A 25,957-nucleotide genomic window follows, 5' to 3' on the forward strand; every position below is an offset into this window, starting at 1 on the left:
GGAATGAAGCGCGTTACTCGGCGGGGAGTTCCTCGCATTCGATATCGGGCAGCGCGACGGAGAAGCGGTCGCGCGCGCGCGGATCGTAAAAGCGGGCGTCGTGGAGGATAACCGACCCGCCTTCGGCGCGGGTGGCGAAAGGTGCGCGTGACCAGAAGAGGAAGGCTTCGACCTGTCCGAACTTCTGAGTTTTCGCGTTCCTTAGATCTTCGGATTGATAAGCAGCCCGGATTTCGTTCACGCACTCGATTCCCCCCAGGCGATACTGCTCGGGAATTCTGCCAATTTCACCATTCGGACGGCCGTTGAGAACCGCGTCGACCTTGTCTGGAGGGATGAGGTATTGGCTATCGTATGATGTCGCTACGATCTCCCGGCGCCAAAAGTAGAGCGGAACCGGAGAAGCAATCGTGCTCACCTGTCGCAGGTTGCCGTTAGGGTTCGACACCCGAGCGTTCAGATCGTAGTTCGCCTCCCAAGTCTCCGTTATCGCCCAATTCACACCGATATAGGCGAGGCCGACAGCTATCCCGATCTTTGCAGGGCGCATCCAGTTTTCATCGCGCTTTTCTTTTCGAGCGGACCACGACCAAGTGAGGCCCAAGAGCGCCCAAAGCCACACATCGATGATGAACAGCGTGTCGCCGTAGAACCACTGGCTCGAAAACGGCTCAAGCAACCGAATGCCGTAAACATTCAGCCAGTCGAGCGCCGGGTGGCTGAGGCACCCGATAAAGCTCAGCAGGAACAGCCATTTGAAACTTACCGGCAGCCGGTCTTCTGGCCGCTTCCCGCGCTTGTCCTGCCAGCGGTCGTAACCCCACAGAAGCCCCGCCAATATGAGCGGCAGCAGCACCATTGCGGGCGGGCCGTGGGTGATCCCGCGCCGGAAGCCCAGATGCTCGGTGCCCTCCAGCCAGAAGAAGCACGCCGCATCGATATCGGGCAGGTTCGCCCCGATGATCAGCGCAGGCATGGCGAGCCCGGTCTTTTTCTTGAGGCCCGTCTGGCCGAGAACCGCGCCGACGAGGCTGTGCGTCAGATTATCCATTGGTTTGAACGCGTAGCGGCGCGCGGGTGCCTTTGCGAGTGGAAATGCGCGGCAACTCCCCCTATCGCTTCGGCAACGAACCGGGAGAGCCACGAACAATGACCGACACCGCCCCCTTCATCCGGCCCGATATGAAGGCCTTCCTCGACGCACTAAAAGCGCTGGACGGCCCCAAGATCACCGAAATGACGCTGGAGGAGGCGCGCGAGGCCTATGTCGCGCTCCACGGCATGGCCGACCGCCCGGCGCGCGATCTGGCGGTGATCCGCGACCTTTCCTGTCCCGGCCCGGCAGGCGACATTCCGCTCAGGCTCTACGACGCGCGAGAGACCCGTGAGCCCGGCCCCGTTATCACCTTCTTCCATGGCGGCGGCTTCGTGATCGGCGATCTCGAAACGCACCACAACCTCTGCACCGAAATCGCCGCGCTGATGGACCTGCCTCTGATCGCGGTCGATTACCGCCGCGCGCCCGAACATCCCTTCCCCGCCGCGATCGAGGATTGCGAGGCGGCAGCGCGCTGGATTGCCTCGAACCCGTCCGAGCTGGGCCGCGAGGCAACGGGACTCGTCACCATCGGCGACAGCGCCGGAGGGAACGCAACCATCGTCGTCGGCCAGCAACTTGCCGCGCGCGCCGCAGACGTACAGATCGTGCTGCAAGTCCCGCTCTTCCCGCTGGCGAGCGATGCGTTCGGTTCGGCAAGCCTCGAAGAATTCGATGACGGCTTCATCCTCACCAAGACTTCGGTCGAGTTCTTCGACGCGCAATACGCACCCGATCGCAGCGACGCGCGCGCGATGCCGATTCTGGGCGATCACACCGGCGCGCCGCCGACCGTGCTCGCCACCGCCAGCCTCGATCCTATCCGCGATTCGGGCCGCGATTATGCCAAGGCGCTTGCCGATGCGGGCGCGAGCTATGTCTATCTTGAAATGAAGGGCGTGACTCACAGCTTCACCAACATCCGGCAGGCGGTCCCGAGCACGCAGCGCGATCTCGAACGGGTCATCGCGGCGATGAAGTTCATGCTGGAGAATGGTTGACATGGCCATCGATCCCGAAAGCCTGCCCTACCGGCCCTGCGCGGGGTTCATGCTGGCGAACACGGATGGCCTGGTCTTCGTCGGCGAGCGGATTGATACCCGCGCGCATGGATACTGGCAGATGCCGCAGGGCGGGATCGATCCGGGCGAGGATCCGCAGACAGCCGCTTTGCGAGAGCTTCAGGAAGAAACCGGCATCGGCCCCGACCTCGTCGAGATAGTCGCGCCTGCCTCACGCCCGATGTATTACGACCTGCCGCCGGACCTCCTTGGCAATGTATGGAAGGGCCGGTTCCGCGGGCAAGTCCAGCACTGGTATCTCGGGCGGTTCCTCGGCGAGGACTCGCACATCGACCTCAATGCGCACGAACCGGCGGAATTCCACGCCTACAGGTGGGTAAGGCCCGCTGAACTGCCCGAGCTCATCATCCCGTTCAAGCGGGCGGTTTACGAGAAATTGGTGGAGGAATTCGCACCACTCATTTGAGACGCGCGCCTATTTGCCGAAACGAAAGGCAATGTGAGGGCGATTGTCCTTGGCGCGTGCGGCAATGAACGATGGCAATGCCTCGATGCGGTCGAACCAGGCGGCGATGTTTGGGAAGCCGTTATCGAACGTGCCTTTGTCGCGCGCGGCATACATCGGATAAACCAGCGTGATATCGGCTGCAGTCAACGTGTCACCGCCGAAATAGGGCTGCTTGCCAAGATCCTTTTCCATCAGTCCGAACAGCGCATCGAGCCGCGGGTTGAGAAATACTTTTCGCACCTGCCCGAAAACAGCCTTCAGCAGCGAGCTGATCGGCCATGGCGAACGGGTTTCCAGAAGCCCGAGCACCATCGCGATACCCTGTGCGGACATCAACGATCCCTGCGCGGCGTGGAACCAGAACAGGTAGCGCGCCCGATCGGGGTGCCCTGCACCGGGACGAAGATCGCTTTCAGGGTGCGAGTCGAGAATGTAGTCGATGATCGCATTGCTCTCGGCCAATACGAGATCGCCATCGGTCACTACCGGCGCGGTGCCGAGCGGCGACAAGGCTTTGTAATCGTCAGGCGCGAGATTGCTTTCCGGGTCGCGATCGTAGCATTTGAGCTCGTAGGGATCACCGAGCGCTTCCAGCAGCCACAGGATACGGAAACTCTGCGAATATTCCAGGTGGTGAAGCGTCAGCATGCTCCCGCGCTTCCGGGTCAGTTGCTGGTCGGGCCGGCTTCAGCCGTCTCGGCAGCGAGCCTCGCCGGAGGACCGGCGGCAATCGACGATTGCAGCGCTACCGTCTCGGGGCAATTCGCGCCGCACAGGCTTTCGAGCCGCGAGAGATTGCGCTTGGCTTTTTCGAGCGCGCCTTTCTCCACCAGTGCCTCGCCCTCTCCCGAGATCGCGGCGAAATTGTTCGGATCGCGCGCGAGCGCTTCGCGGTAATACTTGATCGCCTTCCCCTGAAGGCCATCCTGTCGCGCGGCTTCGGCAAGGTTGAGGAAGATCGGAGTGTAGCCCGGATCGACCGCCAGCGCCGCCTCGAAAGCATCGATGGCGCCCTGCGTATCGCCGGCGTTTAGCAGAGCCTGCCCCTCGACAATCAGCGCTGCTGCGCGCGGGTCCGCTTCGCGGTCCCCGGCACTCGTAACGCTGGCTGTCATCACCAGTGCAAGCGAAAGGGCAGCAGCGGCGGGCGCAAAACGCATGAGGAGCTCCTTGAATGCAGCAAGCCGTGAAGATGGTGGCTTAGCCATAGCTCATACAGCTATCATGCTGAACGCAGGTTTGCGACAAAAAAGCCGTCCGTGCCGTGGTGGAACGGATCGAGGCGAATGCCGCTGCCGCGCGGAGTGCCAAGCGGCATTTCAGGGTGTTCGGCGCTAAAGCCCTGATGGCGCGCAAGGAAAGCCTCAGCTCGGTCCGCCCCCTCGGCATCGAGCGGCGAACACGTGACGAAGGTGATCTTTCCTCCCGACTTCACAAGCCTTGCAGCAATTTCGAGCAGCGTGTCCTGCAAACCGGCGTATTCCTTTAGCCGCTGCGGAGTAAGCCGCCATTTCGCCTCTGGCTTGCGTCGCCAGGTGCCGGTTCCCGAACACGGCGCATCGACCAGCACAAGGTCCGCGCTACCCTGCATATCTGCGAGCATCTCAAGCTCTTTCTGCGGATTGAGCAGGCGGGTTTCGATCAGACCCGCCCCTGCCCGCTCGGCGCGCGGGGGCAGCTTCGAGAGCCGTCCGCGATCGGTATCGCAGGCGAGTAGCCGCCCTTTATTCTGCATCATCGCGGCGAGCGAGAGTGTCTTGCCGCCTGCGCCTGCGCATAGGTCGATGACCGTCTCGCCGGGCTGCGCGCCAGCTGCAAGGCACGCGATCTGGCTGCCGTGGTCCTGCACCTCGATCAGCCCGTCGCGATATTGTGGCCATTGTTCGACCTGAGTGCCGGAGGGAAGGCGCAACGCCTGCGGCGCGGCGAGCGGGTCGCCCTGTTCCGGCAATTCTAGGCTCTCGCGATCGGTCTTGAGCGTATTCACGCGAATGTCGAGCGGCGCGCGGTCGAGCAGCGCGGCTGCCGCCTCTCCTTCAATGTCCGACTTCGCCAGCGCGGCCATCAGCCATTCGGGCGCGACCCCCGCCCTCGCAACCGGCTCGCCTTCTTCGACCGGCGCGGGTCCATGAGTCGAGCCGTCGAAGAGCGGCACCAGCGAAGGGTCATCCCCGGCGAGCGCAAGCATCGCGGCGCGCCCGCTTTCCGGCACCTCTGAGCAATGACGGATAGCGCGATAGACAAGCTCGCGAACCGCGCGCCGGTCCTTGGATCCAGCATAGCGGCGTTGCTTGAAATAGGCTGCGATCAGCCGGTCCGCGGGTGCGCCTTCGCGCTTTGCGGCATTGATCACCTGGTCGAGCAGCTCGATGGCTGCCTGGACACGCGCGGCGGGGGTCACCGGCAGGCCTCAGCGAGTTGGGTAGTTCGGGGCCTCACGGGTGATCGCGACGTCGTGGACGTGACTTTCCGAAAGGCCTGCATTGGTGATGCGGACGAATTGCGCACGCTCCTTGAGATCCGCGATGGTGGCCGAACCGGTGTAGCCCATCGCGGCCTTGATCCCGCCGACGAGTTGGTGAACGACATCCGCCGCCGCGCCCTTGAACGGCACCTGCCCCTCGATCCCTTCGGGCACGAGTTTCATCGCGGAAACGTCCTGCTGGAAGTATCGGTCGGCGCTACCGCGCGCCATCGCGCCGACGCTGCCCATGCCGCGATACGCCTTGTAGCTGCGCCCCTGGTAGAGGAACACTTCGCCCGGGCTCTCGGCCGTCCCTGCCAGCATGGATCCGACCATCACCGTCGAAGCGCCTGCCGCGAGCGCTTTCGCCGCGTCGCCGCTTGTGCGCAGGCCGCCATCTGCAATCACCGGCACGCCAGATTTTGCAGCTTCATTGGCACTGTCCATGATCGCAGTCAGCTGCGGAACGCCGACGCCTGCGACGACGCGCGTGGTGCAGATCGATCCGGGTCCGATCCCGACCTTCACGGCGTCCGCCCCTGCATCGATCAGTGCGCGAGTAGCCTCTGCGGTCGCCACGTTGCCGGCTACCACTTGGACCGAGTTGGACAGCTTTTTCACGCGTTCGACCGCCTTCGACACATCCTGATTGTGACCGTGCGCGGTGTCGATGATGACCACATCGACCTCGGCGTCGATCAGCGCCTCGGACCGTTCGAAGCCCTTGTCCCCGACAGTCGTTGCCGCAGCGATGCGCAGGCGGCCCGCGCTGTCCTTGGTTGCATCGGGATAAGTGACCGCTTTCTCGATATCCTTCACCGTGATGAGGCCGATGCAGCGAAAATCGTCATCGACCACCAGCAGCTTCTCTATCCGCCGTTGGTGCAGCAGGCGGCGCGCGTCCTCCTGCGAGGTGCCGAGCGGGACGGTCGCGAGATTCTCGGTCGTCATCAGCTCACGCACCGGCTGGTTAGGATTTTCCGCGAACCGCACATCCCGGTTGGTGAGGATGCCAACCAGCTTGCCGTTCGCATCGGTCACGGGAATGCCGCTGATCTTGTGCTGCTGCATCAGCGCCTGTGCGTCGCCTAGCGCGGCTTCGGGGCTGATCGTGATCGGGTTTACAACCATGCCGCTTTCGTAGCGCTTGACGGCACGCACTGCGGCGCACTGCTCATCGACCTCGAGATTGCGGTGGAGGACGCCGATACCGCCCATCTGCGCCATCGCGATCGCCATGTCGGCTTCCGTCACGGTGTCCATCGCTGCCGAAAGGATCGGGATGTTGAGCGCAATCTCGCGCGTCAGCTGGGTCTTGGTATTTGCCATGCTCGGCAGGACGCTGCTTTCTGCCGGGCGGAGCAGAACGTCATCGAAGGTTAGGCCGAGGGGGATGTCCATGTGCACGTGCTTTCTATGGGTGGAGCGAATCGTGCACGTCCATGTAGGGCCGCTTGCCCGCAAGCGCTAGGCCCTGCGAGCGCGCTGTAGACGTTATTCAGCGGGCGGTGGCGAATAGGCCTCGGTGCTGGCGAAACGGCGGGCCAGTTCCTCGTGCAGCAAGAGGTCGTCGATCGCACCGCCGAGGACCACCGCTTCGATCTCGTCACCAGGGCGGTGATAGTCGGTCGAGAGGAACGGGCCGATCACGATTTCCGAGCCGAATGAAGTCGAGAGGAACACCGCTGGGATGCCCTCCTGCAGCAGCGCCCAGCCATCCTGTCGGCGCACGAACTGTTCGGCGAAATCCTTGTCGCCCAGTTGCCGCCCGGCCTTTTCCATAATTTCGAGTATTACCGGGTCGAGCGATGTACGCCCCTCACCCACGAAACCGACAGAACTGCCTTCCGGTGCAACGGCAACGGTATCGAAATTGAACGCGGCAACGATGCTCTCGAGCGGGATGGGAGGGGTTTCAACGAAGGCGCGCGCGCCGAGCAAGCCCGATTCCTCAGCGCTGGTGGCAAGCACGTAAATGTCGCGATCATAGGGACCGGTAGCAGCCAGCCTGCGCGCAAGTTCGAGCATGACGGCGATCCCGCTCGCATTGTCGATTGCCCCGTTGCAGATGCGGTCTTCCTCATCCTCGGCTCCGCATTCGCCAAGATGGTCCCAATGCCCCATCAGCACCACCGCGCCCGAACCTGGCATCTGGCCGGGAAGGCGCCCAAGTACATTGTAGCTGGTGAATTCGCGGCGCCGCGAGGTCGCCTCGATCTTGATCGTGGCCTCAAGTTCCACCGGCTCGAAATCATCGTCGTCCGCGCGTTCGACCAGTCGGGCCCAGGTGCGTTCGCCAAGCGCCTCTCCCAATGCGGCCGTGGTAATGAAAGCGGAGAGCGCGCGTTCGGGTTCGCTCGCCAATGAGATTCGTTCGCGCCCGAATGCGCGGTTCACAAGCGCCACGGCGTCCTGGTTCTCGACCGCCGTGATGACCGCGACCGGCTGCTTTGTGAAAAGCGCTGCACGGCGCTGCGGGCTCACCCCGGGTTCGCCAAGCATGACGACGATATTGCCGCGCACGTCGTCCTCGGCAACGTCGCCCGCGGCCTTTCCGACGAAGACTACCTTGGCGCCGTCCGACAGCTCGCGCCGGCGCGTGGTGAATGCAGCGCCATCGGCATCGTCGAGATCGTATTCCCGGCGGCCCGTCCTGATCGTGATGCTGCTGGTGAAGGGCTGCGTGCTGACAAGCTGCACCGGCGCGCGCCACGCGCTGCCCGGATCGTTGGTACCGGAGACGAAACCCGCCTTTTCCAACTCCTCGCTGATGAAAGCGACCGTCAACTCCTCGCCCAGCGTGCCCGGCTTGCGCCCGCCGAAGTCGTCGCTGGCAAGCACGGCGATATCGCGGCGCAAATTCTGTTCGATAGCCGCGCGCTCTTCGACCGTCGCGCTCGCGAACTTCGCACCGCCCGCGCACGCAGACAGCGCCAGCAGCGCGGCGAGCGCCAGCCCCCTTTTCGCCCCCGCTAGGTTCATTCGGCTGTCCATCCCCCGTCGATCGACCAATTGGCCCCGGTCACATTGCCCGCTTCCTCGCGGCAAAGGAAGACCGCTAGCGCGCCCACTTCCTCCGGCTGGACGAACTTTTTGGTCGGCTGCTTGGCGAGCAGCACGTCGTTGATCACTTCCTCGCGCGAAAGACCGCGTGCGGCCATCGTGTCGGGGATCTGCCCCTCGATGAGCGGCGTCCAGACATAGCCTGGACTGATGCAATTCGCGGTTACGCCGCTCGTGGCGAGTTCGAGAGCAATCGTCTTGGTAAAACCCGCAATCCCGTGCTTGCTCGCATTGTACGCGCTCTTGAACGGAGAGGCGGTGAGCGAGTGCGCGGACGCTGTGTTGATGATCCGTCCCCAGCCTTTTTCCTTCATCGCGGGCACGGCAAGCCGGGTCGTGTGGAATGCGGCGGTGAGATTCAGCCCGATGATCGCTTCCCACTTGTCGACAGGGAAGTCCTCGACCGGCGAGACGTGCTGCATTCCGGCATTGTTGACGAGAACATCGACCGCGCCGATCTCGTTCATCATTGCCTCGATTTCCGAGGCATCGAGAAGGTTCGCGCCGCTGTAATCCGCGCCCAGTTCCTCGCGCAGCTTTGCGATCTCGGCCTCGTCGCCGAAACCATTGAGCACTATGTCGGCACCTTCGGCTTTCAGCGCGCGGGCGATGGCAAGGCCGATGCCCGAAGTCGATCCGGTTACGAGCGCGCGCTTCCCTTCGAGGAACATGGTTCACTTCCAGTGATTGAACAGGTACGCATCCGCTTTCGCCGCTTGCGCGGGGCGTGTCCAGACGAAAGACGCGACAGCCTGATATGGTCGCGTAAGAGCAACAGGGAGAATTGCCGTGCGCCTCAACCGGTTCGACACCTCGAAGATCAAGGTTCGCGGGGGCGGCAGCGGGATGCGCCGCGCGGGCGGCGTCGGCTGCGGGACTGTCATCATCGCCATCATCGCAGCGGTTATCTTCGGTGCGGACCCGATGCAGACCATCGGCATGATCGAAGGCGCGCAGCAGAGCGCCCCGCAATCGCAGCAGGACTCCATGAGCGAAGAGGAGCTTTGCACGCAGAACCAGTATGCGACCGAGGCATGCAACGCACTCACCAGCCTCAACGAAACATGGCAGCCCGAATTTGCACGTGCCGGCATTCGTTTCGAGCAGCCGACGTTGCATCTTTATCCTTCGGGCCGGGTGACGACACAGGGATGCGGCAGCGCCTCTTCGGCTGCGGGTCCGTTCTACTGCCCGGCGGATCTCGGCATATACATCGACACCAATTTCTACGATCAGCTGGCGCGGATGAGCGGCACGCGTGGCGACTTCGCGCGGCTTTACGTGATGGCACATGAATACGGGCACCATATTCAGAACCTCACCGGTCTCGCCGACCAGGTCCGCAGCATCCAGCAGCGTGACCGCCGTCGCGCCAATGACCTGCAGGTTCGCATGGAATTGCAGGCCGATTGCTATGCGGGCGTGTGGGCGGGCAAGAACCGCAACCTGATCGAACGCGGCGACCTCGAAGAGGGCATGCAAGCCGCTGCCGCCATTGGCGATGACAACCTCCAGCGTCAGGCGGGCCAGCGGATCAATCCCGAAGCCTTTACCCACGGCACCAGCGAGCAGCGAGTCGATGCCCTGCGCCGCGGCTTCGGCAGCGCCAATGACAGCGTCTGCGACGTCTACTTCGAGTAGGGCCACCCGAACATGGAAGGGGCCGGAGCAGCATATCGCCGCCCCGGCCCCAGCCCTTCCCAAGGTCTTTGCCGCCTATTCGACTGCCGGTTCTTCGGTGTGGTTCACGCTCGACCATTCGATGTTGCGCGTCGCGTACATTACGCCTGCGAGCGCGAAGAACAGCATCAGCGAACCGATCACGAGCGACCATGCCTCAAGGTTCAGCAGCACGTAGAGCACGGCGTAGAGCCCGACCAGCAATCCGCCGATAATGCTGGCGCGTTTCCAGCTTTTCAGCACTGCCGCGCTGTAACTCGTCAACAGGCCGATGATTGCAGCGCTCGCGGTCACGTAGGCGAGCGCAAAGCCGATCATCTCGGCAAAGGCGAGCAACATGACGAAGAACAGGATCAGGCCAGCCCCGGTCAGCAGGTATTCTGCCGGAGCGACCCGCGCGCCTGCCACCACGTCGAACATGAGAAAGGCGAGGAAGGTGAAGCCGATGAACAGGAACCCGTATTTGAGCGAGCGCTCGACCCGCTTGTAGAGGTCGACCGGCTCCATCAGGCGGATCGTCGCGATCTCGGCGCCGACCGGTGCGGGCATGTGCACTGCGTCCATGTACATCGCTTCTTCCGCCGCCATAGCGGCATCGGGCAAGGTGGGCGCGCCGGTGCTGACCAACGACTGGCCAAGCGCAAGGTTCGAAATCGACCACTTCGCGGTGAAGCCATCGGCGCTGACCTCGCGGTCCTCGTCACCCGGCAGGAAGCCGCCTGTGAAGCTCGGATGCGGCCAGCTCGAGGTAACGGTGAAATTGCTCTCCTCGCCGCGCGGAACCATGCTGAAATCGCTCGATCCGCGAAGGGCGTAGGTGAAATCAATCTCTAGCGGTTCGCCTTCGCTCCAGTCGACAAAGGCGTGAACACCGGTGCCTGAATGTCCTGCGCCAAGGCCGGGCCGCAGCGTCAGCGGCTCGCCGCCCGCTGCCATGCTCGCATCGGTCTGAAGCCCGCGCGGATCGGAAATTGGCAGCTGCAGGAAAGCTTCGTCGAGCTCGAGCTGATTCTCCTCGATCCCGAGCCGGTCGAGATCCTCGGGCACGACGAAACGTGCGCTTCCGTTGATCGCTGCGTCATAGACCACGGACTGATGGATGATGCCGCGCGAGCGCACTTCGGGGTCGATCTCTGTTTGGAGATCCTGCCTGCTCGGCGCGATGTAGAGCAGTTGCTCGCTCTCGGTTCGTTTGGTCACCGTCCTGCCGTCGACCACTTCGCGAGTTTCGCGGGTGACGGTGTAGGGAAGGACGAGCATGGGGCCGGATACGGTCTGCGGCCCCGCCCAACCTGCGGTGATCGAGGCCTGCGCGACGCGCGCCTGGTGCTGGCGATCGCTCACCAGCCAATAGACCATTAGTAGCGGAATTATCAGCGCGCCGCCGACCAGACCGGCCAGCAGCAATTTCACTCCGGGGCTTCGCTCTTTCATTGTCTTCGTCCTCCTCCTTATCGTGAGACGAAGCGTGCATTAAGAGCGATGAACTGAATTCGGTATGAACTGCTTCAGAAAGGACAAGGGCGGGCACATCGCTGCACCCGCCCTTCCCTTCTCACCCGGTCTGGTTTCCGGGATCATGTCTGGTTGTGAGCTTTCTTCCAATCCTTGATCTGGCGGTCGAGCTCCTTGAGGATGTTCTCGCGCATCTCGCCATCGAGTTCGTTGTTGTTGGCGATCGCCTTGCGAGCTTCCTTTAGCCCCTTGAGCGCATGCGCCATCACCTTGGACTGGCACATATAGACCTTGCGCAGGCCATTCTGCCCCTCCTCCACGGTCGCGACATCATCGCTGTCGCCGCGGCATTCCATCTTGACGACGGTGCGCCCTTCCATCCCCTCGGCGGTTTCGATCTCGATCTTGGCGCGTTCCACTTCCTTCATTGCCGCTTTGACCTCGACATCGGCTTCGGCGAGTTCGGCCCGGACCTCGGCCATCATGGCCTCGCGCTCCTCCTTGCTCATCTTCTGGCCGCGGTGTTTGACCTCGACCTTCTTGACGCGCTTTTCGACCTTGCCGTCCTTATCCTTGATCTCTTCGCGGACGACGAAGACATTCTGGCCGTCACGCTCCTCCACCTCTTCCTCGATTTCAATCTCGGTGTCGGGATCGACTTCGGCGATGGCCTGCACGGAAACCGGTGCGGGCGGCGCTGGCGGAGCGGGAGGCGCTGGCGGGGCCACGCCCACAGCGGGCGCTGCAGGCGGTGCCGGTGGCGGAGGAGCCACGTCATCGGCATAGCTGATCGATGCGGTCAGCGGCAGCGCCAGCACGGCAGCGCCCAGCATCAGGCGACCGGTCCAGCGGCGGCGGGACGAGGTATCGGACATATTCAGGCTCCTCAAACGATGGATAATCGATTTATCGCCAAGCACCGGGCAAGCCATCGGCGCGGCCAGCGCGATATTGGGTCCGGCCGCGAAACTGGCGATGAGATTGGCGTAGACGGCGCGCTCCTCTGCCGGTTTGTGCGCCATGACACGCGCGTCGCAGGCGGCCTCCTGATCGCGCCGCAGCGCCAGCCAGCCATAGCGGCCCAGCGGGTTGAACCAGTGCAGCGCGAAGAGTGGCTGAACGAGTATGTTGACCAGGAGATCCTGCGCCTTGTGATGCGAAAGCTCGTGCGCGAGTGCCAGGTTTCGCCCGGTCATATCGGGCTGCGCCATGAACCCTTCGGGCAGCGCAACAACAGGATCGATCACGCCGAATGCGAGCGGCGCGTCCGTACCGGGGGTCTCGACGAAACGCACGCGGCCCGAGCGACCGACTTCGCGTGCGCTTTCGAGCAACTGTCCCCGCAACTCGAAATAGCTGCTGAAGCGGTTCCACAAGAAGATGGCAGCGCCGATCAGCCACACCGCGCATCCAATCTCCACCAGCGGTGCTGCCTCGAGAAAGGATGACGGGGTAAAGGGCATGGCGAAATCGGTCGCTGCCGCTCCTGGTCCCGATGGCATGTCGGTAGCACCCTCAAGTGTCGCAACGGGAACACCGGCGTCGGGAAACAGGATTTCGTTTGTCGCCGTACCTGCTTCCGCGCCTTCGGGCGCCATCGATGCAGGTAACGTGATCGGGGGCAGCAGGAGCCGCGCCATCGGAAGCGCCCAAAGCGCATAGGCAACCTGCGGGCCGAACCAGCGCGCAACCGGACGGCGAACGAGGAGCACCAGCGCGATGAGAGCGGCGGTCCACAAAAGCGTGTCGAAAAGCCACTGGGTCATTGCTTCAGCTCCTTCAACAGAGCCTCGATTTCAGCCAGATCGTCCTCGGTAAGAGCCTCCGACTCAGCGAGATGCGCCACCAGAGAGGCGGCTTTTCCTCCGAACAGTCGGTTGACCAGCCGACGCGATTCCGTGCCGACATAATCGGCGCGCTGCATGATCGGGCTGTAAAGATAGCGCCGCCCATCGGGCCGCGTTTCGATCGCCTGCTTCTGCACGAGCCGCGACAGCAGCGTCTTGACGGTAGGCAAGCTCCAGCCGCGCTTCTCGCAAACCGCGTCGCACACTTCGGCGGCGGTCACGGTTCCGCGTTCCCACAACACCTCCATGACGGCGTGCTCGGCTTCACTGATACGTTCAGGGGATCGGTCTTCGGACTTGCTCAAGTCAGCCTCCCGTCTGCTTGATTACACCTGTAGTCATTGCGACTACGCCTGTAAACATGAAGCGCAGATGAATATTGCCCTTGCCCCCTTGTTCTTCTGCGAGCGACCGATATCACCGGATGAATGACTTCGAGACTTGCCCGCTTCGCCGCCTTGGCTCTCGCTTTCCTAGCCGCGCCGCTCGCTGCCGAGGAAATCATGCCGCTGACCGAGCCAGTCGCGCTCGACGAGGCTCAGCCCGAAAACGAAACCGTTGGAGAACTCGCATTTCTTGGCGGGGTGGTAATCGAGCCGGGTGATGCAAAGATCGGCGGCCTGTCCGGGCTCGAATGGCACGATGGCAAACTCCACGCGGTGAGCGATGACGGGCGCTGGTTCGTGATGACCACCGATGAGCTTGACGGAAAGCTGGTGGACGTCATCGCGATCGAGGCAGGCTCCTTGAAGGATTTGAAGGGAAAACGCCTGAGGAAGAAGGATGAAGCCGACGCCGAAGCGCTCGTTCACGGCAGTGATGGTTCGTGGCTGATCGCCTTCGAGCAGGACCACCGCATCTGGCGCTATTCGACCCTCGACAGTGAAGCAGCCGCAGCGGATCTGCCGATTGCCGATCTTGCGTTCGGCGCAGACTCGAATTCCGGTCTGGAAACGCTTGCAATGACCGCCGATGGCCTCATCGCCTGCCGGGAATGGGCCGATGCCGATACACCCAATTGCATGCGTGAGCGCGGCGGCGGGCTTGTCGGTTTCGAAGTGAGCCCGCCTGAAGAACTCGCCGGTCGCAATGCAGTCCCCACCGGCGGCGACTGCGCAAGCGGCGGAACCTGTTACCTCCTGTTCCGCAGCTATTCGCAAGATCAAGGCAATGCTGCGGCCATGGTCGCACTTGCGGCGGACAACACGGCGACGACGCTCGCGACCCTCCTCCCCCCGCTAACTCTCGACAACTTCGAAGGGCTCACCGTGCGCGAGGAGCAAGGGCGGATTTTTCTCTACATCGTGTCGGACAACAACTTTTCCGACAGCCAGCGCAATCTGTTGATGAAATTCGAGGTGCTCACGGCTCGGGACGACAGCGCCCTCGCCCCGCCGCCGACGAAAGAGGCGGACGAGGCGACCTACGAGACAGTCAGCATCGTGCTCGAAACGACCATGGGAGACATAACCATCGCGCTCGAAACAGAACGCGCCCCCATCACCGCCGTCAATTTCCTGCGCTATGTCGATGAAGGCAGGTTCGACGGAACCTCATTCTATCGCGCGATGCGCCTCGGCCGCGAGCCGCGCCCCAACGGGCTGATCCAGGGCGGAACGCGCTGGGATCCCAAGCGGATCCTACCCGGCATCGAGCACGAACCGACGACCGAAACCGGCCTCAGCCATACCAGCGGCGCGCTCTCGATGGCGATGGGGGAACCGGGCACCGCAAACGGCGACTTCTCGATCATGTTGCAGGACCAGATCGGCCTCGATGCGCGTCCCGATGCTGCAGAACCCGTGTGGCAGAACGGCTACGCCGTGTTCGGCTATGTCACCGATGGGATGGACGTAGTTGCTGCGATCCACGCCGCACCGACCGATCCGGACCTGGGCGAAGGTGCGATGAAGGGGCAGATGATCGCGGAGCCGGTTATTATCCGAAAGGCTCGCCGCGTCGAATAGCTCCTACTCGCCGATGGCGGGACGTCCTACGGGAGTGGTCGCCACTTGCGGCGTGCGGCTCTCCAATTCATCGAGCCATTCGTCGACGTCCGCCCCGATTGCGGTTTGCGGCAAGGACGCAAGCAACCGTCGATCGGTTTCCCAGCCAGCGATCTTGAGCGTCGCCTCGTCCGCCGCGTCGGCCAACGATTGCGGCTTGCGCAGCGCATTGTTGATCAGCGCATCGCCGTAAAAGGTCCAGTCGTTCTCTGCGACGCAACCGAACGAGTTGCGCTCCGCCGATGCGGCGGTGAGGATCGCGGTATCGGGGCTTTTCAGCGGCTCGACGAACACGCCGGAATAGCAGGCGCTGATGATCAACAGCCGCCGCTCGATCCCGAGATCCTCGAGCGTTTCCTTCAAGCGCGTTGGCGAAAAGATGCCGTAGCCGGTGTCGCCATAATGATTGACGAGCCCGACCTTGGCGCCGTGGCTGGTCGTGTAGAGCACCAGTACGTCCTCTTCCGCATCCATTACCTCGGCGATGCGGGCAAGGCCTATGAGAAAGGACCGGATCGAGCCTTTGGGCAGATCGTCGCGCTTGCCGTCGGGGCCTGCGAGTACCAGCGATCGTCCCTCCGCCCCATAGCGCCGCGAGAGCACACGTTCGGCCTCGCGCGCCTCGCGGGCGAACACCGGATCGCTATCGAGCGCGACGGTGAGCACATAGGCATCGACCGTGCCGGGCCTTTGCGGCTGGAGCGCCCCGAGCGCCTTGTCCAGTCGCCGTTGCTGCTCGAGCATGTCCTTTGCCGGCACCCCGCGCTGCATGTGCGGCGCAAGCTCGAAGCTCTTCATTGCCTCGGCGCGGCTTTGGCCGGTTCCGAGATTGGGGAACGGTGCCTTGTGCTCGGGCGGCTGGTTGGGGTTGCCCGCGACCTCCTGCGAGGCTCCGGGACTGGCGAGAAGGGCGGCTGCCGCCAGCCCGAGGAGTGCGCGAGAGATCATGGATTCGAAAGCTGCCGTGACAGCCCTCGCGGGTCAAGTCGTGCGCGCGCTTACCAGTTGGGATTGTTGCTCCTCGGTGAGCAGTTCGCAGGCGGTCTGGGTTTTGCCGAACCATTTGTAGCGGTTGCGCGCGACCATGTCGTAAGCCCAGTCGCGGACCCGGCGCGGAATTATGCGAAAGACGAGCGCGAGCCGCCATATCCCGCTGAGTTCCTTCGCGACTTCGAAATAGCCATCGCTCTTGATGAAAGGCTTTCCGTTCCGGATGAAGAGATAGCTCTCGTCCCAATCGAGATCGTAATGATCGCACAAGGCCTCACCCAGTGGCTCCTGCGCGGAGGTGAAGGCGATACGTTTGCCGTTCTTGCGCTTCATGATGAAAGACGCGCCGCCCGAACACAGCACGCAATAATGGTCGAACACGAAGAGCGGGCGGCTGTCGTCGAAATCGGGGACTGCAGGATCGTCGCGGTAGCTGTAAGCCTTCGTCGTCATTCGTCGATCCACTCCACGTCGAGCGCTTTGGTCGTTTCACAATATTCGCCAAGCGTGATGATGCCAAGGCAAGGCCGCGCTCCCGGCTCGAACCGCTCGCCGTCGGCCATCCGCGCGGCGATGCGGATCACCGGAATGCAGGGGATGTAGGGGCCGTGGCCTTGGCGCGCGACTATGTAGTGGCGGCGTTTGGCGGGAGCGCCGCTCGCATAGGCGCCCTCGATCTCCATGAAGAACCCGCTGCGTCCCCTGCCCATCCAATTGAAGAGCTTGGATACTTTCACCAACTGCGGCGCGAGGCGATCGAGGCGCGGAAGGAGCTTGAAGCGGGCGAACCAGCCCATCAGCGCAGTGCCGAAATGCAGGAGCGCAATCTCGTGCCCCGCCCAGAAGGCGTGGTTCCTGAGGCGCGGATAACGTTCGTGGAAAAGCGCAAGGTCGGGGACATTCCCGCGCCCGAACCAGCGCTTGCCGAGACCGGGAATCGAGACAGCATGGAGCCCGCTCCACCCTCGCACTTCGCGCATTTCCCCGTCGCGAAGCTCGGTGAAGGTCTGCCCGACATAGCGCAGCACGGCGGCGACCGTCCCTGCCCCGCGATTGGCCTGCTCTGCTCCGCTGATGCCGTAGCTGACCGAGTGGACCTGCATCTCGCGCGCGGCTTCGTCGATATAGGCTGCGGTAAGTGCCGGGACCGAGCTGGCGCCCGAGAGCACGGCCACGCCTGCCTTCCTCGCTGCCTGATCGAGCACGCCGATGCAGGCAACAAATTCGCGCGCATCGGCGATATCGCAATAATGCGCGCCGCACGCGATGGCGGCCTCGGCGACGCCATATCCCTGGTCATTGTATGGGCCGACCATGTTGATGACGAGGTCGGGGCGGAGTGCCGCCATCGCCTCGGGCGGTCCGGCGAGGTCATACACGCCCGCTTCGGCAGGATTTGCAGCGCTCAGCTCATTGACGAAGGCGCTCGCCTTGTCCGCGCTTCGCCCCGCTATCAACAGCTGGATTGCCGTATTGCCCGCGAGGCTGCGCGCGACGTAGCTGCCGAAATTGCCGTAGCCGCCGATAATGGCGACGCGCAGGCGCTCGGATCTGTCGTTTCGAGTCAAGTGAGCAGCTGTCGCGAGATCTGTCTGACACTCAGGCCGAGCAGGCGCTTGTATTCCCAGGTCTTGACGAACCAAAAGCCGGAGAATGCCAGGATTGCCCCGGCTTCAATCCAGAAGATTTCGTGCCCGCAGTCTCTGCCATCCACCAAATGCACGCCATAGGCCAGAAGCGGAAGCCCGATCATCGCGCAGCCGGTGACGTTATAGGCCATCTCGAACCGTTGTCTGAGCGGCGGCCACAGGATGTAGTCGAGCCGCGACTTCGAAAAGAACACGGCGACGACGAACAGGCATGCGAAGAATGCGACCGCGAAAAAGGCATGCCATGAAAACATGGAGCCGCTGCACTGGTCGGTACCTGTCGGCACCATCGCGACGAGGATCAGGAATATCCCTCCGGCGGTCAGAATGATGTTCTCTGCGCGGGAAAGGCCTTGGAACAGGACGAGGAATATCCCGACTGCCCAAAGAAGCCCAACAAACCAGTTTCGCGCCTCGGGAACGTGGTAGAAAAAGCTGATCGAGAAATGGCCGTCATACCCGCCGACTATCGGCAAGATGATGGGGATCAGCAGCGCAATAACGCCGATCCCAAAACATTTGATGAGGAATGCCAGATTGGCATGGCGCGAAAAGTCTTTGCGCGCTGCATCCTTACGCGCCCAGTCGATAGCTTTGGGGTCCGGTTTTTCGGTCTCGGCCAAATCCGTCTCCCCAAAACTCCAGTTCCGCTACGGTGCGATCAGTAAACCCGCGCCTTCGGTTCGATATACTTCGCGTCGTCGGTCAGCGTGTATTCGTGGACCGGGCGGTAGTCGATCTTGATTTCGCCGCCGTTTCCTCCCCAGCCTTCGAACCAGGCGATGGTATGCTTCATCCATTCGGCATCGTTGCGATCGGGGAAGTCTTCGTGCGCGTGCGCGCCGCGGCTTTCCTTGCGGTTCGCGGCCGAAGCCATCGTCACGTTCGCCTGCGCCATCAGGTTGTCGAGTTCGAGCGTCTCGATGAGGTCGCTGTTCCATATGAGCGACTGGTCGGTGACGTGGATGTCCTCCATCCGCTTGTTCTGCTCGGCAAGGACCTTCACGCCCTCGTCCATCAGCGCGGTATCGCGGAACACGGCGGCGTGCTTCTGCATGCCCTTCTGCATGTCGGCGCGGATCGCGGCGGTTGGCGAGCCGCCCTGCGCGTACCGGAAGTGGTCGACACGGCCCAAGGCGAAGTCGGCACTGTCGGCGGGAAGCTCGGGCTGGCTCGCGCCTGCGGTGAGGTTCTCCTTGAGGTGGAGACCTGTCGCGCGGCCGAACACCACGAGGTCGATCAGCGAGTTGGAGCCGAGACGGTTGGCGCCGTGAACCGAGACGCAGGCCGCTTCGCCTACAGCATAGAGTCCCGGCACAACCGCATCGGGATCGCCATCGCGCAGGGTCACGACCTGGCCGTGATAGTTACACGGTATGCCGCCCATATTGTAATGGACCGTGGGCGTGACCGGCAGCGGTTCCTTGGTCAGATCGACCCCGGCGAAGATCTTGCCGCTCTCGGTGATGCCTGGCAGGCGCTCGGCCAGCACTTTGGGATCGATGTGGTCGAGATGGAGGTAGATGTAGTCGCCTTCCGGACCGCAGCCGCGCCCTTCGCGCATTTCGAGCGCCATCGAACGCGACACCACATCGCGCGAGGCCAGGTCTTTCGCGCTCGGGGCATAACGCTCCATAAAACGCTCGCCTTCGCTGTTCGTAAGGTATCCGCCCTCGCCGCGCGCACCTTCGGTGATGAGCACGCCCGCGCCGTATATCCCGGTCGGGTGGAACTGGACGAATTCCATATCCTGCAGCGGGAGCCCGGCGCGAAGGACCATGCCGCCGCCATCGCCGGTGCAGGTGTGCGCCGAAGTCGCGGTGAAGTAGCAGCGGCCATATCCGCCGGTCGCGAGCACGACCGACTGCGCGCGGAAACGGTGGATCGTGCCATCGTCGAGGCACATCGCCATCACGCCGACGCACGCGCCATCGTTCATGATCAGATCGAGCGCGAAATACTCGATGAAAAAGTCCGCATCGTATTTCAGGCTCTGCTGGTAGAGTGCGTGGAGCATGGCATGCCCCGTGCGGTCGGCGGCGGCGCAGGTGCGCTGCACCGGCGGCCCTTCGCCCATGTTCTGCATGTGGCCGCCGAACGGGCGCTGGTAGATTGTGCCGTCTTCGTTACGGCTGAAGGGCACGCCTGCATGTTCGAGTTCGTAAACGGCTGCGGGCGCTTCGCGCGCGAGATATTCGATCGCGTCCTGATCTCCCAACCAGTCCGCGCCCTTTACAGTGTCGTACATGTGCCACGACCAGTGGTCGGGCGTGTTGTTGCCGAGCGAGGCGGCGATGCCGCCCTGCGCTGCGACCGTGTGCGAGCGCGTAGGGAATACCTTGGAAATGTTCGCCGTGCGAAGCCCGGCCTCGGCAGCGCCCATTGTCGCGCGCAGGCCGGAGCCGCCAGCACCCACGACCACCACGTCATAGGTGTGGTCGATGATCTTGTAGGCGCCCTTGGTCGAAGCGCTCTCGTTGTTTGCGGTAGCCATCAGGCCTGACCTCCAAAAGCAAGACTGGCGACGCTGAAGACGGAGAAGGCCGCGCTGCCGATAACTGCGATATTGAGCGCCGCGAGCAGCGCGAACTTAGTACCCGAATTGTGCACATAGTCCTCGATCAGGACCTGCAGGCCGAGCCGTGCGTGCCAGAACAGGCTGGCGATGAGGAGGATCATCGCGGTCGCCGAAATCGGGTGCGCGATCCACGAAGTGACCGAAGAATAGCTGTAATCGTCCAGCAGCAGCAGGCTGACGATCAGCCAGGTCATAAGCACGAGATTGCTTATCGCGGTGAACCGGTGGACGAGCCAGTGATGCGCGCCCTCGTGTGCGGGGCCAAGCCCGCGAACGCGACCGATGGAAGTGCCGTTACCCATGTTGTCAGCTCCCCAGGAACACGTACGCCCAGAAGGCGGCGGTGAGTAGAATCGCGATGATTGGCGAGGCGATCGACCACATGCGGTTGGTGTCGAGTTCGTAACCGGCGCCGATATCCAAAACGAAGTGACGCAGGCCGCTCATCATGTGGGTGAAGAATGCCCAGCTCAAACCGATCATCACGATGAAGCCGATCGGGGTGGTCATCGCGCCGACGAAGGTTTCGTAGGCCGCAGGGCCGCTCGCCATAGCGCCGAGCCACCACACGAGAACGCCCAACCCGATCAGCGCCATGCCGTCTCCGGTAGCGCGGTGAAGGATGGAAACCAGCATATGCGGTCCCCACCGCCATATCTGAAGATGCGGTGATAGCGGTCTTTGGCTCATGATTATCCCGTTTATGCCTGTTACGCCCAACCCACTTAGCGGTCTTGTCGCGCGAGGCAAGCGGCGAGCGCTCGACACGACTTGCAAAGTTTTGGATAGAGGCTTGCATGAGTTTCATTTTAGTCACCGGAACGAGCCGCGGGATCGGCGCGGCAGCCAAGAAAGCGCTGGCCGATCGAGGGGTCGAGGTAATCGGTCACGGATCGAAGGACCGCGGCGATGGCGACATCGCCGCCGACTTCGCCGATCCCGGCGCGGCGCAGGACTTGTGGAATACGGCATTGGAGCGCGCCGGGGGCGAGATTGCCTGCGTGGTGAACAATGCAGGACTGTTCGATGCCAATCCGATCAATCGCTCCGACATCGAATGGCTCGACGGGTGGGAGGATACGCTTCGCATCAACCTGACCTCTGCCGCGCAGTTGAGTCGTTTCGCTATCCGGCACTGGCAGGACAAGGGAACAGCAGGCAGGCTGGTCCATGTCGCCAGCCGCGCCGCTTATCGCGGGGATTCGCCTGCACACTGGCACTACGCGGCTGCCAAGGGCGGCATGGTCGCGATGCACAAAACCATCGCGCGCGCCTATGCGAGCGAGGGCATTCTCAGTTACGCGATCACGCCGGGCTTTACCGATACAAGCATGGCGGACGACTATCTCGAAAGCCGGGGCGGCGAAGGGCTGCTCGCCGATATCCCGCTCGGCCGCGTCGCGCAGCCGGAAGAAATCGCGACCATCATCGCCTTCTGCGCGCTCGACGCCCCTCCCAGTATGACCGGCGCGGTCATTGACGCCAATGGAGCCAGCTTTGTTCGCTAGAGCGGTTATCACCTGCGCGAGCCTGGGCTTCGCCGCATGCGCACCCGTGGCCGCCCCACAAGAACCATCCGAGGGGTTCTTCGCCAATACACCGGCAGAGTTCCGCCCCTTCGTCGAGACCTGCAAGCCGTGGGACGATTGGGACAAGCCCGCCCCGCCCTTCAATATCCACGGCGACACCTACTATGTCGGCACATGCGGAATCGCTGCGATCCTGATCGCGAACGACGAGGGGCACATTTTGATCGATGGCGGGACCGAAACGGGCGGAGGTCTCATCGCAGCAAACATCGAAGCGCTGGGCTTCTCGCTTTCCGATGTCGAATTCATACTGCACAGCCATGAGCATTTCGATCATGTGGCCGGGATCGCCGGATTGCGGCGGCTCACCGGTGCGCGCGTGATTTCTTCTCCTATCGCAAAGCCGGTTCTCGAAAGCGGAGTTATGGACGTGAATGATCCGCAATCGGGAATGCACGATGCCTTCCCCATCGCGGAAGTGTTCCAGACGATTTCGGACGATGCCACCGTGCAAATCGGCAGCACCGAAGCCCGAGCAATCTATACGCCCGGTCATTCACCTGGCGCACTCAGCTGGCAGTGGAGGTCCTGCGAGGACGAGAAGTGCCTTACCATCGTCTATGCAGACAGCCTCAGCCCCGTAAGCGCGGATGACTACAGGTTCAGCGATCACCCCGACTATCTGGAGGCCTATTATGCCGGGCTTGAACGCTTGGGCCGATTGGATTGCGACCTGCTGCTGACCCCGCATCCCTCGCACAGCCGCATGCTCAAGCGGATGCGCAAAAACGAGATGATCGAGCCAGCCGCCTGCGCCTATTACGCCATTGGCAAGGCCAACGATATCGAGAAGCGCCTTGCCCGCGAGGCCGAGGCGCAGGCGCAGTGAGCACCAGCTGGAAACTCTCGGCATTCGCACCCAAGCCCGATGTGCAGGCGGCACTCCTCGCGCATGACGAGCTCGAGGATTGGGATTTCGACCTCGTTATTTCGGGCCGCGAGGTGGATGAAGACCGCCCGCTCGAATGGGTGCTGGAAGCGTGGTATCCGAAGAAGCCGGGCGCCGCTCAGAAGAAGGCAATTGCCGCGCTTTTCGGCGGCAAGGCTCCCACGATCGAGGTCGAAAAGCTGCCCGACGAGGACTGGCTGACACTGAGCCAGCAGGGCACGCCGCCGATCAGCGCGGGGCCGTTCTACGTCCACACGCCCGACTACGAGCCGCGTGATGGCGCGATCAACTTTGCCATCCCCGCAAGTCAGGCTTTCGGCACTGGCCAGCATGAAACAACCGCCGGATGCCTGGAGATGCTCGGCGCGATCAAGGCCCCCGGCGCACAGTTCCGCCGCATCGCCGATATCGGTACCGGGACCGGGCTGCTCGGCTTCGCAGGCCTCGCTCTCTGGCCCAATGCCGAATGCACGGCATCGGATATCGACCCTGTCTGCGCAGGCGTCGTCGCAGACAATGCCGTGATGAACGGCGCCCAACTCGGACCGCAGCGAGGCGCTATGACAATGGTGATCGCCGACGGGATGGACGATCCGCTGTTGCAAGCGCGCGGACCTTACGACCTTCTCATTGCCAATATCCTTGCAGGCCCTCTGGTCGAGCTTGCGCCAGATTTCGCGAATTCGGTTCAGCCCGGGGGGAGCATCGTGCTCGCAGGACTGCTTGCAGGCGAGCAGGAGCAGGCCGTTCGCCGGGCCTATCGCCGGGCGCGTTGCCGCCCGGTCGCGCGGTTGCAGCGAGGCGACTGGGCGATCCTGTGGTTCAGGCGTCGCCGGTGACACCTCGCAAGCGTTGGGCGAAGCGCATCGCCGTCGGCCTTGCCGTCGCGCTGATCGGATTGCCGCTGCTCTTCGCCCTCACCGCATGGATCGGCTCGTCCATCCCGCGCAATTCCGATTGGGTTGAGCCGGATGACGGCATCGAGATCTTTGTCGGCACTAATGGCGTCCACACCGAGATCGCAATGCCGATCGCGACCGATATCATCGACTGGCGCGGGAAGTTCCCGGTAGGAGACATTGGCGCGCCCGAAAGACCCTACACCCACGTCTCGGTCAGCTGGGGCGAGCGCACTTTCTTCCTCGAAACGCCCACCTGGGCCGATCTCGATCCCATCGTCGGGGCCAAGTCGCTGACGGGAGGCGAAGGATTGATGCATGTCGCATGGTACGTGCGCCCCGCCCCCGACGAAGACTACCGACCCATGCGCATTAGCCGCGACCAGTACCGCGCACTCGCCGACGATGTCGCAGCGCAACTCGCCGCCGATCAGGAACGCGGGGTCTTTCCCGGCTATGACGAGCACGACGTGTTCTACTCCGCGCGCGGCACCTACCACCTCGGCAACACCTGCAATCAGTGGAGCAGCGACCGGCTCGCAGCGGCGGGCATCAAGACGGGCTGGTGGACCCCGCTCACAGGCGGCGTGATGAAATGGGTCCCGCCCCTGGACGACGGTTAAATCGCGGAAAGTTCGATCCGGCAGCGTTCGAGAAACAGCCGTTCGGCCTGCGGAGGGTCGAGAACGAGTGCCCGATCCAACGCCATGCGAGCTGCCCGGACATTTCCCGTCCGCGCCAGCAGGTTTGCCCGCGCCACATGCACTGGCCGTGCATTTCCAAACCGGTCCAACGGCAGCGATTCGACGAACTCGAGCGCCGATTCTGCCCCTTCCACCTCGGCCAGAGCGAGCGCGCGGTTGAGAGCGATCATGGGCCCCGGCCTCATATGCAACAGCGCGTTGTAGAGCGAAAGGATGGCCTGCCAGTCCGTCTCGCCATCGAAAGCGCGCCGTGCATGGGTCAATTGGATAGCGGCCATCACCTGGTATGGCCCGCTGCGCTCGAACACCGCGGCATCGTCCATCCATGCACGAGCCTGTTCGATCGCTTCAAAGTCCCAGCGTCCGGTATCCTGCTGCGATAGCGGGATCATCGCACCGATCTCGTCGAGTCTTGCCGCTTCGCGAGATCGCGCGAGCATGATCAGCGCGGCCAAGCCAAGAGCTTCCGGCTCCTCTGGCAGCAATTCGGCGATCATGGCCGCCAACCGTCCCATCTCAGCGGCCAGGTCGGGATCGATTTCACCTGCCGCGTCCTGATAGGCAGCTGTGTAGGCCAGCTCGATCGTCAGCAGCACCGCTTCGAGACGATCCCCCCAATGGCGTCGCTCGGGCAGCTCGAACGCGATGCCGGCTTCGCGCACTTTCGTTTTCGCCCGGGTGATGCGCTGGAACATTGCCGGTTCGCTGGTCAGAAAAACGCGGGCAATCGCACTCACAGGCAACCCGCACACCACCTTTAGCGCAAGCGCAGTTCGTGCTTCGATCGCGATAGCAGGATGACAGCATATGAAGATCAGCCGCAAACGCTCATCGGGTATCGACTCGGGCAGAGCAATGACATTGCCCATGCTGTGCTCTCCCTCATCGATCAGGGCCGCAGCCTCGCTTGCGCGGATGCGTGCCGTTTCGCTCCGGATTGCGTCCACTGCCTTGCGCCGTGCGACAGTCATCAACCACGCCCCGACCCGATCCGGCGGGGTTTCGAGCGCAAGGCACGCCGCCATCGCTTCGGCGAACGCGTCTTCTGCCGCATCCAGATCGCGAAGCTGCGCGGCCAGGGCTGCTACGAGCCTGGGCCGCGCAGCCATACACTGGCGCGCAAGATCGGCGCTATCGCTCACTCTTCCATCGGCCAAACCGGACGGACCTCCACTGCGCCCTTCCCCGGCACCGGAATCTGCTTCGCCCATTCGAGCGCATCGTCGAGACTGTCGACATCGATGATGTAGAACCCGCCCAGTTCCTCGTGCGTCTCGGCAAAAGGGCCGTCGTGCAGCGCGTGGCTGCCATGATCCCACCGGATCGTGGTCGCGGTGTTGCCCGGCTTGAGGCGCTCACCGCTGAAGGCGACCCCCTTTTCAGCCCATTTTTGAGCGAGCGCCATATGGCCGGCAAGCGTGGCCTCCATTCGCTTGGCGCCTTCATCGCCCTCGTAGATGCTTTCGTCTTCGTTGATCAGCAGCATGTATTGCATGTGTCGTCTCCTCGGCTCGCCGC

27 protein-coding genes are annotated in these 25,957 nt (G+C 62.9%); 8 read left to right on the forward strand and 19 right to left on the reverse strand.

Annotated elements, in window-relative coordinates; translation table 11 throughout:
- Positions 1-13: 13 nt before the first annotated feature.
- A complete protein-coding gene (locus tag FIU90_RS10910; RefSeq protein ID WP_152434780.1) occupies positions 14-1,051 on the reverse strand; it encodes a metal-dependent hydrolase in 1,038 nt (345 codons plus the stop codon).
- A gap of 98 nt (positions 1,052-1,149) precedes the next feature.
- Between FIU90_RS10910 and FIU90_RS10915 the strand changes: the two genes are divergently transcribed.
- Both FIU90_RS10915 and FIU90_RS10920 read left to right on the forward strand, forming a co-directional pair.
- Positions 1,150-2,097, forward strand: coding sequence for an alpha/beta hydrolase (locus tag FIU90_RS10915; RefSeq protein ID WP_152434781.1), 948 nt, complete (start codon positions 1,150-1,152; stop codon positions 2,095-2,097).
- Entirely contained in the window at positions 2,090-2,584 is a 495-nt protein-coding gene (locus FIU90_RS10920; RefSeq protein ID WP_152434782.1) for an RNA pyrophosphohydrolase, read from the forward strand. Before FIU90_RS10915 ends, FIU90_RS10920 begins: the two co-directional genes overlap by 8 nt.
- Positions 2,585-2,593: 9 nt before the next feature.
- On the opposite strand, the gene FIU90_RS10925 is transcribed toward FIU90_RS10920, so the two are convergent.
- From FIU90_RS10925 to FIU90_RS10950, 6 genes are all read right to left on the reverse strand, one after another.
- The gene (locus FIU90_RS10925) at positions 2,594-3,274 is read right to left on the reverse strand and encodes a glutathione S-transferase family protein (RefSeq protein WP_152434783.1); all 681 of its coding nucleotides are present in this window, start codon (positions 3,272-3,274) and stop codon (positions 2,594-2,596) included.
- Positions 3,275-3,291: 17 nt separating this feature from the next.
- The gene (locus FIU90_RS10930; protein ID WP_234029495.1) at positions 3,292-3,786 is read right to left on the reverse strand and encodes a tetratricopeptide repeat protein; all 495 of its coding nucleotides are present in this window, start codon (positions 3,784-3,786) and stop codon (positions 3,292-3,294) included.
- Between the two features lie 62 nt (positions 3,787-3,848).
- Positions 3,849-5,027 carry an RsmB/NOP family class I SAM-dependent RNA methyltransferase gene (locus FIU90_RS10935; protein WP_152434785.1) on the reverse strand — a complete coding sequence of 393 codons (1,179 nt, stop codon included), beginning with the start codon at positions 5,025-5,027 and terminating at the stop codon, positions 3,849-3,851.
- A gap of 9 nt (positions 5,028-5,036) precedes the next feature.
- A complete protein-coding gene (guaB, locus tag FIU90_RS10940; protein WP_152434786.1) occupies positions 5,037-6,491 on the reverse strand; it encodes an IMP dehydrogenase in 1,455 nt (484 codons plus the stop codon).
- 93 nt (positions 6,492-6,584) lie between these two features.
- The gene (locus FIU90_RS10945) at positions 6,585-8,072 is read right to left on the reverse strand and encodes a M20/M25/M40 family metallo-hydrolase (protein WP_172970248.1); all 1,488 of its coding nucleotides are present in this window, start codon (positions 8,070-8,072) and stop codon (positions 6,585-6,587) included.
- Positions 8,069-8,824, reverse strand: a complete 756-nt coding sequence (locus FIU90_RS10950; protein WP_152434788.1) for a 3-hydroxybutyrate dehydrogenase — start codon at positions 8,822-8,824, stop codon at positions 8,069-8,071. Before FIU90_RS10950 ends, FIU90_RS10945 begins: the two co-directional genes overlap by 4 nt.
- A 118-nt stretch (positions 8,825-8,942) precedes the next feature.
- On the opposite strand from FIU90_RS10950, the gene FIU90_RS10955 reads away from it, so the two are divergent.
- A complete protein-coding gene (locus FIU90_RS10955) occupies positions 8,943-9,794 on the forward strand; it encodes a neutral zinc metallopeptidase (RefSeq protein ID WP_152434789.1) in 852 nt (283 codons plus the stop codon).
- Positions 9,795-9,869: 75 nt separating this feature from the next.
- On the opposite strand, the gene creD is transcribed toward FIU90_RS10955, so the two are convergent.
- From creD to FIU90_RS10970, 3 genes are all read right to left on the reverse strand, one after another.
- Positions 9,870-11,267, reverse strand: coding sequence for a cell envelope integrity protein CreD (gene creD, locus FIU90_RS10960; RefSeq protein ID WP_152434790.1), 1,398 nt, complete (start codon positions 11,265-11,267; stop codon positions 9,870-9,872).
- Between the two features lie 143 nt (positions 11,268-11,410).
- Positions 11,411-13,054 (reverse strand): M56 family metallopeptidase, encoded by a 1,644-nt coding sequence (locus tag FIU90_RS10965; protein WP_152434791.1) that lies wholly within the window; start codon positions 13,052-13,054, stop codon positions 11,411-11,413.
- A complete protein-coding gene (locus FIU90_RS10970; protein WP_152434792.1) occupies positions 13,051-13,440 on the reverse strand; it encodes a BlaI/MecI/CopY family transcriptional regulator in 390 nt (129 codons plus the stop codon). Before FIU90_RS10970 ends, FIU90_RS10965 begins: the two co-directional genes overlap by 4 nt.
- Before the next feature lie 123 nt (positions 13,441-13,563).
- On the opposite strand from FIU90_RS10970, the gene FIU90_RS10975 reads away from it, so the two are divergent.
- Positions 13,564-15,102, forward strand: coding sequence for an esterase-like activity of phytase family protein (locus FIU90_RS10975; protein ID WP_152434793.1), 1,539 nt, complete (start codon positions 13,564-13,566; stop codon positions 15,100-15,102).
- 3 nt (positions 15,103-15,105) lie between these two features.
- Here FIU90_RS10975 and FIU90_RS10980 read toward each other — a convergent pair whose 3' ends face one another.
- From FIU90_RS10980 to sdhC, 7 genes are read right to left on the reverse strand one after another with little or no spacing between them, the layout of a single operon-like run.
- Positions 15,106-16,089, reverse strand: a complete 984-nt coding sequence (locus tag FIU90_RS10980) for a C13 family peptidase (RefSeq protein ID WP_152434794.1) — start codon at positions 16,087-16,089, stop codon at positions 15,106-15,108.
- 33 nt (positions 16,090-16,122) lie between these two features.
- Complete coding sequence (locus tag FIU90_RS10985; RefSeq protein ID WP_152434795.1) at positions 16,123-16,584, reverse strand: thiol-disulfide oxidoreductase DCC family protein; 462 nt, start codon at positions 16,582-16,584, stop codon at positions 16,123-16,125.
- The gene (locus FIU90_RS10990) at positions 16,581-17,699 is read right to left on the reverse strand and encodes a saccharopine dehydrogenase family protein (RefSeq protein WP_172970249.1); all 1,119 of its coding nucleotides are present in this window, start codon (positions 17,697-17,699) and stop codon (positions 16,581-16,583) included. The genes FIU90_RS10985 and FIU90_RS10990 overlap by 4 nt, the downstream gene beginning before the upstream one ends.
- Positions 17,696-18,403, reverse strand: a complete 708-nt coding sequence (locus FIU90_RS10995) for a hypothetical protein (RefSeq protein WP_152434797.1) — start codon at positions 18,401-18,403, stop codon at positions 17,696-17,698. The genes FIU90_RS10990 and FIU90_RS10995 overlap by 4 nt, the downstream gene beginning before the upstream one ends.
- A gap of 38 nt (positions 18,404-18,441) precedes the next feature.
- Positions 18,442-20,274, reverse strand: a complete 1,833-nt coding sequence (gene sdhA, locus FIU90_RS11000; protein WP_152434798.1) for a succinate dehydrogenase flavoprotein subunit — start codon at positions 20,272-20,274, stop codon at positions 18,442-18,444.
- The gene (gene sdhD, locus FIU90_RS11005; protein ID WP_152434799.1) at positions 20,274-20,660 is read right to left on the reverse strand and encodes a succinate dehydrogenase, hydrophobic membrane anchor protein; all 387 of its coding nucleotides are present in this window, start codon (positions 20,658-20,660) and stop codon (positions 20,274-20,276) included. Before sdhD ends, sdhA begins: the two co-directional genes overlap by 1 nt.
- Before the next feature lie 4 nt (positions 20,661-20,664).
- The gene (gene sdhC / locus FIU90_RS11010) at positions 20,665-21,048 is read right to left on the reverse strand and encodes a succinate dehydrogenase, cytochrome b556 subunit (RefSeq protein WP_152434800.1); all 384 of its coding nucleotides are present in this window, start codon (positions 21,046-21,048) and stop codon (positions 20,665-20,667) included.
- 107 nt (positions 21,049-21,155) lie between these two features.
- Here sdhC and FIU90_RS11015 point away from each other — a divergent pair, with 107 nt between their 5' ends.
- The 4 genes from FIU90_RS11015 to FIU90_RS11030 are packed head-to-tail and all read left to right on the forward strand — an operon-like array spanning position 21,156 to position 24,358.
- The gene (locus FIU90_RS11015) at positions 21,156-21,866 is read left to right on the forward strand and encodes an SDR family NAD(P)-dependent oxidoreductase (protein WP_152434801.1); all 711 of its coding nucleotides are present in this window, start codon (positions 21,156-21,158) and stop codon (positions 21,864-21,866) included.
- A 46-nt stretch (positions 21,867-21,912) separates the two neighbouring features.
- A complete protein-coding gene (gene bla, locus FIU90_RS11020) occupies positions 21,913-22,776 on the forward strand; it encodes a subclass B3 metallo-beta-lactamase (RefSeq protein ID WP_234029497.1) in 864 nt (287 codons plus the stop codon).
- Positions 22,773-23,675 (forward strand): 50S ribosomal protein L11 methyltransferase, encoded by a 903-nt coding sequence (locus FIU90_RS11025; RefSeq protein ID WP_152434803.1) that lies wholly within the window; start codon positions 22,773-22,775, stop codon positions 23,673-23,675. Before bla ends, FIU90_RS11025 begins: the two co-directional genes overlap by 4 nt.
- Entirely contained in the window at positions 23,672-24,358 is a 687-nt protein-coding gene (locus FIU90_RS11030; protein ID WP_152434804.1) for a DUF2459 domain-containing protein, read from the forward strand. Before FIU90_RS11025 ends, FIU90_RS11030 begins: the two co-directional genes overlap by 4 nt.
- Here FIU90_RS11030 and FIU90_RS11035 read toward each other — a convergent pair.
- Together FIU90_RS11035 and FIU90_RS11040 are read right to left on the reverse strand one after the other, a co-directional pair.
- Positions 24,355-25,581 (reverse strand): RNA polymerase sigma factor, encoded by a 1,227-nt coding sequence (locus tag FIU90_RS11035; RefSeq protein ID WP_234029498.1) that lies wholly within the window; start codon positions 25,579-25,581, stop codon positions 24,355-24,357. The genes FIU90_RS11030 and FIU90_RS11035 overlap by 4 nt on opposite strands.
- A complete protein-coding gene (locus FIU90_RS11040) occupies positions 25,578-25,934 on the reverse strand; it encodes a YciI family protein (RefSeq protein WP_152434805.1) in 357 nt (118 codons plus the stop codon). The genes FIU90_RS11035 and FIU90_RS11040 overlap by 4 nt, the downstream gene beginning before the upstream one ends.
- Positions 25,935-25,957: the final 23 nt, after the last annotated feature.

Source organism: Erythrobacter sp. THAF29, from assembly GCF_009363635.1.
Lineage (GTDB): Bacteria > Pseudomonadota > Alphaproteobacteria > Sphingomonadales > Sphingomonadaceae > Erythrobacter.

Bases quoted from the DNA above. Each gene is read 5' to 3' on its own strand.
- FIU90_RS10910 (WP_152434780.1), bottom strand. From the start codon at position 1,051: ATGGATAATCTGACGCACAGCCTCGTCGGCGCGGTTCTCGGCCAGACG.
- FIU90_RS10915 (WP_152434781.1), top strand. From the start codon at position 1,150: ATGACCGACACCGCCCCCTTCATCCGGCCCGATATGAAGGCCTTCCTC.
- FIU90_RS10920 (WP_152434782.1), top strand. From the start codon at position 2,090: ATGGTTGACATGGCCATCGATCCCGAAAGCCTGCCCTACCGGCCCTGC.
- FIU90_RS10925 (WP_152434783.1), bottom strand. From the start codon at position 3,274: ATGCTGACGCTTCACCACCTGGAATATTCGCAGAGTTTCCGTATCCTG.
- FIU90_RS10930 (WP_234029495.1), bottom strand. From the start codon at position 3,786: ATGCGTTTTGCGCCCGCCGCTGCTGCCCTTTCGCTTGCACTGGTGATG.
- guaB (WP_152434786.1), bottom strand. From the start codon at position 6,491: ATGGACATCCCCCTCGGCCTAACCTTCGATGACGTTCTGCTCCGCCCG.
- FIU90_RS10945 (WP_172970248.1), bottom strand. From the start codon at position 8,072: ATGAACCTAGCGGGGGCGAAAAGGGGGCTGGCGCTCGCCGCGCTGCTG.
- FIU90_RS10950 (WP_152434788.1), bottom strand. From the start codon at position 8,824: ATGTTCCTCGAAGGGAAGCGCGCGCTCGTAACCGGATCGACTTCGGGC.
- creD (WP_152434790.1), bottom strand. From the start codon at position 11,267: ATGAAAGAGCGAAGCCCCGGAGTGAAATTGCTGCTGGCCGGTCTGGTC.
- FIU90_RS10965 (WP_152434791.1), bottom strand. From the start codon at position 13,054: ATGACCCAGTGGCTTTTCGACACGCTTTTGTGGACCGCCGCTCTCATC.
- FIU90_RS10975 (WP_152434793.1), top strand. From the start codon at position 13,564: ATGACTTCGAGACTTGCCCGCTTCGCCGCCTTGGCTCTCGCTTTCCTA.
- FIU90_RS10980 (WP_152434794.1), bottom strand. From the start codon at position 16,089: ATGATCTCTCGCGCACTCCTCGGGCTGGCGGCAGCCGCCCTTCTCGCC.
- FIU90_RS10985 (WP_152434795.1), bottom strand. From the start codon at position 16,584: ATGACGACGAAGGCTTACAGCTACCGCGACGATCCTGCAGTCCCCGAT.
- sdhA (WP_152434798.1), bottom strand. From the start codon at position 20,274: ATGGCTACCGCAAACAACGAGAGCGCTTCGACCAAGGGCGCCTACAAG.
- sdhD (WP_152434799.1), bottom strand. From the start codon at position 20,660: ATGGGTAACGGCACTTCCATCGGTCGCGTTCGCGGGCTTGGCCCCGCA.
- sdhC (WP_152434800.1), bottom strand. From the start codon at position 21,048: ATGAGCCAAAGACCGCTATCACCGCATCTTCAGATATGGCGGTGGGGA.
- FIU90_RS11015 (WP_152434801.1), top strand. From the start codon at position 21,156: ATGAGTTTCATTTTAGTCACCGGAACGAGCCGCGGGATCGGCGCGGCA.
- FIU90_RS11040 (WP_152434805.1), bottom strand. From the start codon at position 25,934: ATGCAATACATGCTGCTGATCAACGAAGACGAAAGCATCTACGAGGGC.